Below are 6,783 nucleotides of genomic sequence, written 5' to 3' on the forward strand. Positions count from 1 at the left end.
CCCCCGCGTCCTGCTCCCGCAAAATTCCAATAATCTGCTCTTCCGTGAACCGTGAACGCTTCATTGTCCGTCCTTGTGAGGGGCCGGACTCTAACTCAACGTGGAGGAAAATTTCAGCGGCAGGTCAGGCCCAGTTCGTCGGGCGTGTGCCGGCTGATCAGAGCGCGGATCTGGACTTCCTGCTCGGCCTGGAGAAACCGTCCTGTGCCAGGGGCCGGGCCCCGCGGTCCGCTGGCCAATCCGGCCAGTCCCTGCTCGGCGAAGCGGCGGCAGATATCGAATACGCCTGTCCGGGTCAGGCCCACCTGCGCGGCAATGGCATCATAGGTCAGGCCGCTGTTGCGCAGGCCGACGACCTGTCGCCGACGCTCCTCTTGCGCGGCTGCTGGCAGCTTGCGCATGTCGACATGTTTCATCCCGCCAAACTGGATCGCTCGGCCGCAGATTTCTAGAGTACCCAAGCCGGATCAATAATGCTAGTGCGAGGCGAATGATGCCGCCCGGAGTTCTCAGTCCTCCGTCTCTCACTCTCTCAGTTTTTTGGACTGCATCTTTGCCGCCACGGCCTTTCACATACTCAATGTCTACAAAACCCCGCGCATCATTCTTCAGACAATCACGCCGCAGATCGCGGATGCATTCAATAGGCATTTCAACGCGAAGGCCTAGCGCGAATATGAACGCAGCAGTATCCTCCGTGGTAAGGGCAACACTGGCCGTAAGCTCATCCCATGTTGAGTATGGCACGTCGCTTTGCTTAAGGGGCTTTCGACGAGATGGTGAGAATCTATGCCCTTGGGCGATCCGTGTGAAAATTTCTTCCGCTTTTGTGCGCTCGGGCCTGTTCAGAAGTTGCTGGTAGTACTCTTGGCCCGTGAGCACGCGATCTCTAATTTCAGCCACTCTTTTGTCACAGGCGGCAACAAGCTCATTGTTGACGAACTCGGAAAGAGGTTCCCGAGGAACATGCATTTTTGCCTTATGGTGGCTTTTAAAATTCAGGCGAGTGCATGTGTCTTTACCTAGTAAATTGCTGTTTGATTCTCTGATCTTTCGCAGCACATTTACAATAAATGAGATCTCATTGTATTTTCCGGGCAGGTCAAATGTATCTAGGTCTTCGGGTCTGATTGAAATCAGACCTCGAATTTGTTCGTCGAGGTGGTTCGCTTCGAGGTGCCGACAGAACTTTCTCCAAATTTGGTCACATTGCTGCACAGTATCCGTGGTGACGCCCGCAAAGTGGTCAGCGGCGAGTGGTCCGAAGTAGGTAGCCAGATCCCGCGCAATAGCACCTACGCCTGTGTTCGCGAAAACCCATGTCCATTCCCGACCTCGTCGATCTTTGTGGGTGTATGAGAGCAGTGGGTAGCTCTGACCTTGAGCTGGGGTGACATCCCCAGCGGTGAATGTCACTCTTTTGACCATCGCAATGCTAGCTTTTCTGAGAAAGGAGATTGTCAAAGAACTCCGCGGCGATTTCGATCCTTTCTTTGACTTCGTCTATATACAAAAGATAACGCTCTGTTGTGGTGCTGGATGAATGGCCCAGCCACTTTTGGATTTGCCTCAGAGGGTCGCCAACGAGACGCAAATATAAATCGCGCTGGCGGTCGTCACGCTTCAACTTAGCAAAGGGCTCTAATTGGCCAACCTCCGCCTTAATAAGGTGGCTAAGCCAATATACTGCAAATGTGTGGCAAAGAGTGTGAGGCCCTACTTCCATCCGAAGATCGTGTTTTTTGCAGCGGGCTTCAGCGCGATTGAACACCGACTGCCACGCTGTAGGCGCCATCGGAGTTCCGTCTTGCTGCAGCCATAGGAGGGCTGGTTCACCATCCTCGAGTGGAGAATGTTTGTCTGGTACAAGGATAAGACGCTTTCGCTCGCTGATGCTCAGCTTAGAAGCAGGAATAGTAAGATGTTGGTTGTAGAGGTGAATACGATCACCATCCGCAAGGCAGCCAATCAGCGCTTCCGAGTTGGCTTGTCGTGCTCCGGAGCCAGCGCGCCAACGAGCAACGGCAATGCTTCTCTCCTCTCGGATGTACGGCTCGATAAATTGTAGCGCGACACGCCTTGGGAACGGCACAGCACGGGTCCTTCTCCCCTTGGTGATAGGTGAGGGGATGACAGTCTCTGATATCCGTCGGTTGGCAAACGCATGGGAACTCGAGTCTGGAAGTTCCAGTTTAAGTAGACTACTCGCTTCCTCAAGACGTAGGCCAGTTGTTACCAGGAGTTCCGCAAAAGCTGCGTCGCGCAATGGCGTTCGATTCCTAAAATTGTGATCTCGAGTACCGTTAGGAAGCGTTCCCAGCAGCCCAACATTTCGGAACATCAAGTAACATTCTAGCGAGATCATCTTGATGTCGCCCTTGTGTGACAAACGATCCCGGCGAAAGTTCGTGCTCGGGCGTAACGAAATATGTTTGTTGTCGAGTGCCCAATCGTAGAACCTTGACATTGAGGTTCTAGAGCGTTGCCAGGAAGTTGCCTGCAGGCGATGGTTAAGATCTCCGTCTCGACGTACACTGCGATATAACTTGATGTCCTCGGTTGTAGCTTCCAGCAAACCTTTCTCCATTTGGTCCATAAACCGGGCGAACACGACAAGGTCCCTGCCGTAGTCAGCGACGGTCTTAAGGCTAACTCCGTCACTTCGGAGGTATCTTAGGAAGCAGTTGATCGCTGTCTCGCTGCTGACACCGTTCTGATCACGAGCAACGGCTATTGGCATTCCGGACTCGTGGAACGGCAGTGACGGCTTGAGATGTGGTTGTGCTGATCGCAGGTATTCGCTGAAACCTGGAACTAGCTCAATGCCATCCAGAAAGATTGGAGCGGTTGCAGCGTGCCAGTCAAAAAAATATAGGTCCATCACTCTGGCTCATCCGACAGCTTGCTGGATCTTCTTGTTAGGCTACAGGGTAACTGCATACCAGAAGGTTAATTGAACTGGGAGAGTTTCCCCGGCGATTGCGGCTGCATTAGCTGAAATTTGTCTCAGCACCTGTATAAGACCTCTGCGTCGAGCCGGAGATTGCCCGGAACCGCGATCTGGTCATGGACCGGATTTCCGGTACCGTGGACCTCAATCGGGCCTGCATCCGCGGCGCCAGAGAGCGAGGAATCCTCGATCGGTTGATGCCGGTATTGCAGGGCTGGATGCCTGAGGACTATGTCCGCTGCCTCGAGCGCATGCCTGACCTCTCCGGATTTCCGATCGTCGGTGTCGGCTCCATGTGCCGGAGGCACCTCCACGGCCCACAGGGCATTCTGCAGGTCATTGAGACCCTCGACCGCGAACTGCGCGGAACATCCATCCGGCTTCACCTCTTCGGCCTCAAAGGGGTAGGGGCTGCCGAGCTCCGCCAGCATCCCCGCGTGGCAACAGTGGACTCCCAGGCCTACGGGACAAAGGCCCGGGTTGAGGCGCGGGAAGCCGGGATGAGCAAGACCAACCAGTTCCTCGCCCAGATCATGACCGAATGGTACCTGAAGCAGGTAGAGGCCCTTCAGGCTTCGGCCGGCGAGAACCGCCATCCGCCGGCACTCCTCGACCTGAGAATGTCGCCTCCACTGAGCCCCTTTGAGGCACGGCTTCATCGGGCCCGTGAACAGATGCGCGAGCTCCTCGAGGCAGGCGAGATCGATTGGCAGCAGCTTCATGATGAAAGCGTGCTCGCCTTCACCTGCGAGGACGACGAGGCCGAGACCTCTTCCCGTCCAGAACGGGCTTTGGCTGCCTGACAGCTTCGATTGGCGGCGCCGCGTCATCGACCAGGCCTACCTGCTGGCAGAGGTGGTCTCCAGCACCGACGACGACCGGATTGTCGAGACGGGGGGCGTTGGATCGATGCCAGGGTCCGGCTCTACAAGGCGCACCCCCATTGCGAAGCCGTCCTCGTGATCGAACAGGCGCGCCCAGAGGTAACCTTGAGGAAGAGGACCAGCGAAGGTTGGACGGTCTCGGCCCTCATGGACATGGGTGACGAGATCGTCCTGCCGGGCTTCGGCCTGCGCTGCACCCTCGGCGACATGTACGCCAACACCTCGCTCAGGCCCCGTCCGATCCGTGGTCCGAGTCCATGACGGACCTAACTCCCTTATGGGGCGTTCGCTCCCCTCTTGCGGATCACCACCTTCGCGATCCGGTAGCAGGCGGCAGCCACGGCCGTCTCGAAACCCGTCACCAACGCCTCGTCGCCATTCTCGCGAATGCGCGATCCAGGCCAAATCACATCGCTACTGCGGGGACACCGTCTGGCATTCCGGCAGGCGGTGAACTCGCGCCGTCATAGCCTGCAACTGCTCAGGCTTGATACAAGGCGGGAAGCCGGCGGATTGCATCCCTTCGACCAGCCGCTGCCGCTCGGTATCAGTGTAGCCGGGGCTGTTCAGGGCAAAGCTCTCGGTCGTCAGGTCGGGATAACGATTGAGCGCTTCGAGGACCGTTGCCCTCGCTTCTCCCTGGCGGCCAAGCGCCGCATAGGTCACGGCCGCCTGCACCCAACCGCCGCGTGTTCGGGTCAGCGGATCCTCATGCTCCACGAGACGCAGGGCGTCCTCGTAGCGGCCAGCCATCATGTAGGCCAGCTTGTAGTACCCCGCAGCCGAGGCTGAGTAGTTCGGGTTGAGGCGGATGGCCCGATCCGCTGCCTGTGCGCCGCGCTCGGGCTCACCGAATTTGCTCGCCCACCCGGCATAGCTCGTGAGGATGCCGACGTCGCTCGGGTTCAGCCGCAATGCCGTCTCGAACTCGGCTTTCGCCCGCGGCAGGTCGCCCGCCATTCCGAGGATATGGCCAAGTGTTGCATGGGCGGCTTCGTCCTGGGGATCGAGTTCGACGCCGCGCCGGATCGCCTGCATCGCGGCCGCCCGCGCGGTGTCGGCATCCGCGCCATAATGCATCGTCAGGTCGTGGGCGGCGGCCAACGCGACCCAGGCGCGGGCGAGTCTCGGATCCTGGTCCACCGCCTGCTCGAGCCAGCGGATCGCCTCCTCAATGCTTTCCTTGGTGAGGTGACCCATTGCCTCCTGGCCCATCCGATAGAGGTCGTAGGCTTCCAGGTCCTCCGGTCGCGCGCGTCGGCCTGCCACCCGCTCCGCTTCCAGGATTGCCCCACCTGAGGCGGCCAGCCGGGTGGCCACCTGCTCGGCGACTTCGGCCTGCACCGCAAAGACGTCCGTGGCAGGCCTGTCCCAGCGTTCGGACCACAGGTGCGTGCCGCGATCGGCCTCGATCAACTGCGCCGTCACGCGGACCTGCTCGCCGCTCCGCTGGACCGAGCCTTCCAGCACGTAGCCGACATCCAGCGCCTTGCCGACCGCCCGGATGTCGACCGGCTTGCCGGCGTAGGCCGCGGTGGCGTTGCGCGCCATGACATCCAGGTCACGGTAGCGGGAAAGGTCCGTGATGATGTCTTCGGTCATCCCGGCCGCCAAGCGCCTCGACGCATCGTCGCCGCCGAGATTGTCGAACGGCAGCACGGCGATCGAGGGCTTGCCGATAATGGGAATGCTGATGGCAGTCTCGGCGACGGTAGGCTCGCGGATCGTGGGCTTGGTCCCTTGAGACCACCACCAGAAACCAGACCCCATGAGGAGCAGGATCACCGCAAGAGGGGCAACGAGGGGCCAATGGCGGATGATCTGGGTGCGCCACCGCCAGCCCTGCTTGTTTCCCGCCATTCTCAGGGCATAGGTGCGGACGGGCCGAGAGATGTTCTTGACGCGCTTCTGTCCGGTAAAGTCGAAGGGCACATTGAGCTTGCCCTTCAGGTGATCGTAGGCGGTTCCCGAGACCATCACCCCGCCGGGCGTGCAGAGCTGCTCCAGACGCGCGGCGATGTTCACCCCGTCGCCAAGCAGGTCCTCGCCATCGACCACCACGTCGCCGAGGTTGATCCCGATCCGGAACACGATCCGGCGCTCCGGCGGGACCAACTCTTGCGAGGTGGCCGTCCTTTCCTGAATGGCAATGGCGCAGGCGACCGCGTCGACGACGGAGCCGAACTCCGCCAGCACGCCGTCACCCATCAACTTGACGATCCGGCCGCGATGCTCTGTCAGAAGAGGGGAGATCACACTGCCGCGGATGTCCCTAAAGGCTAAAAGCGTACCTTCCTCGTCCTGCTCGACGAGGCGTGAATAGCCCACCACGTCGGCCGCCATGATAGCGGCCAGTCTTCGCTCGATACGAGTGCTCGCCATTGGAAGTCCATATAACGACCCTTACGCCCCAAGGCTAGCACCAGCTCGGAAGCCTCGCCTGCGCTACCCTGGAAATAGGATATCGGTTGGAACTGCTCGAGGCGTGCAGAAGCGCACCGCCTGTCACCATCATCTTCAGTACGCTTTGACAGCCGGTTGCGTGGGACCAATATCCGGCTTCACCTGTTTGGGCTCAAAGGGATCGGAGCGGCCGAGCTCCGCCAGCATCCCGCGTCGCCAACGTGGACTCGCAAGCCTATGGCACCAAAGCGCGGGAATCAGCAAGACCAACCGCTTCCTCGTCCAGATCATCACCGAATGGTACCTGAAGCAGATCGAAGCCCTACAGATGTCAAGCGACACCGAGATTTACGAGATAAGGCGACATCCAGTTTTACGACGGCTCAAGCGTGAGCCCGCTGGAGAGCCTCCTCCAGATCCCGCAGGCGATAGCTGCGCCCCTTGATGTTGAGAACATGCGCTCGGTGCAGCAGGCGGTCGAGGATGGCCGTGGCCAGCACCTCGTCGCCGGCCAGCAGCTCGGTCCACTCCCGGATGCTCTTGTTC

General features: G+C 59.4%; 6 protein-coding genes and 1 pseudogene. 2 read left to right on the top strand and 5 right to left on the bottom strand.

The features are described 5' to 3' along the window. Positions 1-113: 113 nt before the first annotated feature. Complete coding sequence (locus tag FS320_RS35180; protein WP_244627594.1) at positions 114-401, bottom strand: helix-turn-helix domain-containing protein; 288 nt, start codon at positions 399-401, stop codon at positions 114-116. 1,034 nt (positions 402-1,435) lie between these two features. Further along, positions 1,436-2,881 (bottom strand): tyrosine-type recombinase/integrase, encoded by a 1,446-nt coding sequence (locus FS320_RS35185; RefSeq protein ID WP_152717011.1) that lies wholly within the window; start codon positions 2,879-2,881, stop codon positions 1,436-1,438. Between the two features lie 185 nt (positions 2,882-3,066). Between FS320_RS35185 and FS320_RS35190 the strand changes: the two genes are divergently transcribed. Together FS320_RS35190 and FS320_RS45490 are read left to right on the top strand one after the other, a co-directional pair. After that, the gene (locus FS320_RS35190) at positions 3,067-3,753 is read left to right on the top strand and encodes a deazapurine DNA modification protein DpdA family protein (protein WP_152717012.1); all 687 of its coding nucleotides are present in this window, start codon (positions 3,067-3,069) and stop codon (positions 3,751-3,753) included. Between the two features lie 186 nt (positions 3,754-3,939). Next, positions 3,940-4,095, top strand: coding sequence for a hypothetical protein (locus tag FS320_RS45490; protein WP_153885371.1), 156 nt, complete (start codon positions 3,940-3,942; stop codon positions 4,093-4,095). A gap of 14 nt (positions 4,096-4,109) precedes the next feature. Here the strand turns inward: FS320_RS45490 and FS320_RS49965 are convergent, their stop codons facing one another. The 3 genes and pseudogenes from FS320_RS49965 to FS320_RS35200 all read right to left on the bottom strand — a co-directional run. Beyond that, a complete protein-coding gene (locus FS320_RS49965) occupies positions 4,110-4,244 on the bottom strand; it encodes a hypothetical protein (protein WP_274597265.1) in 135 nt (44 codons plus the stop codon). Between the two features lie 4 nt (positions 4,245-4,248). Next, positions 4,249-6,216, bottom strand: a complete 1,968-nt coding sequence (locus FS320_RS35195; protein WP_152717013.1) for an adenylate/guanylate cyclase domain-containing protein — start codon at positions 6,214-6,216, stop codon at positions 4,249-4,251. A gap of 425 nt (positions 6,217-6,641) precedes the next feature. Beyond that, positions 6,642-6,783 (bottom strand): annotated as a pseudogene (locus tag FS320_RS35200) (ATP-binding protein); the annotation flags it as partial.

The sequence above is a fragment of the Microvirga tunisiensis genome, assembly GCF_009296175.1.
GTDB lineage: Bacteria > Pseudomonadota > Alphaproteobacteria > Rhizobiales > Beijerinckiaceae > Microvirga > Microvirga tunisiensis.

Bases quoted from the DNA above. Each gene is read 5' to 3' on its own strand.
- FS320_RS35185 (WP_152717011.1), bottom strand. From the start codon at position 2,881: ATGGACCTATATTTTTTTGACTGGCACGCTGCAACCGCTCCAATCTTT.
- FS320_RS35190 (WP_152717012.1), top strand. From the start codon at position 3,067: ATGGACCGGATTTCCGGTACCGTGGACCTCAATCGGGCCTGCATCCGC.
- FS320_RS35195 (WP_152717013.1), bottom strand. From the start codon at position 6,216: ATGGCGAGCACTCGTATCGAGCGAAGACTGGCCGCTATCATGGCGGCC.
- FS320_RS35180 (WP_244627594.1), bottom strand. From the start codon at position 401: ATGCGCAAGCTGCCAGCAGCCGCGCAAGAGGAGCGTCGGCGACAGGTC.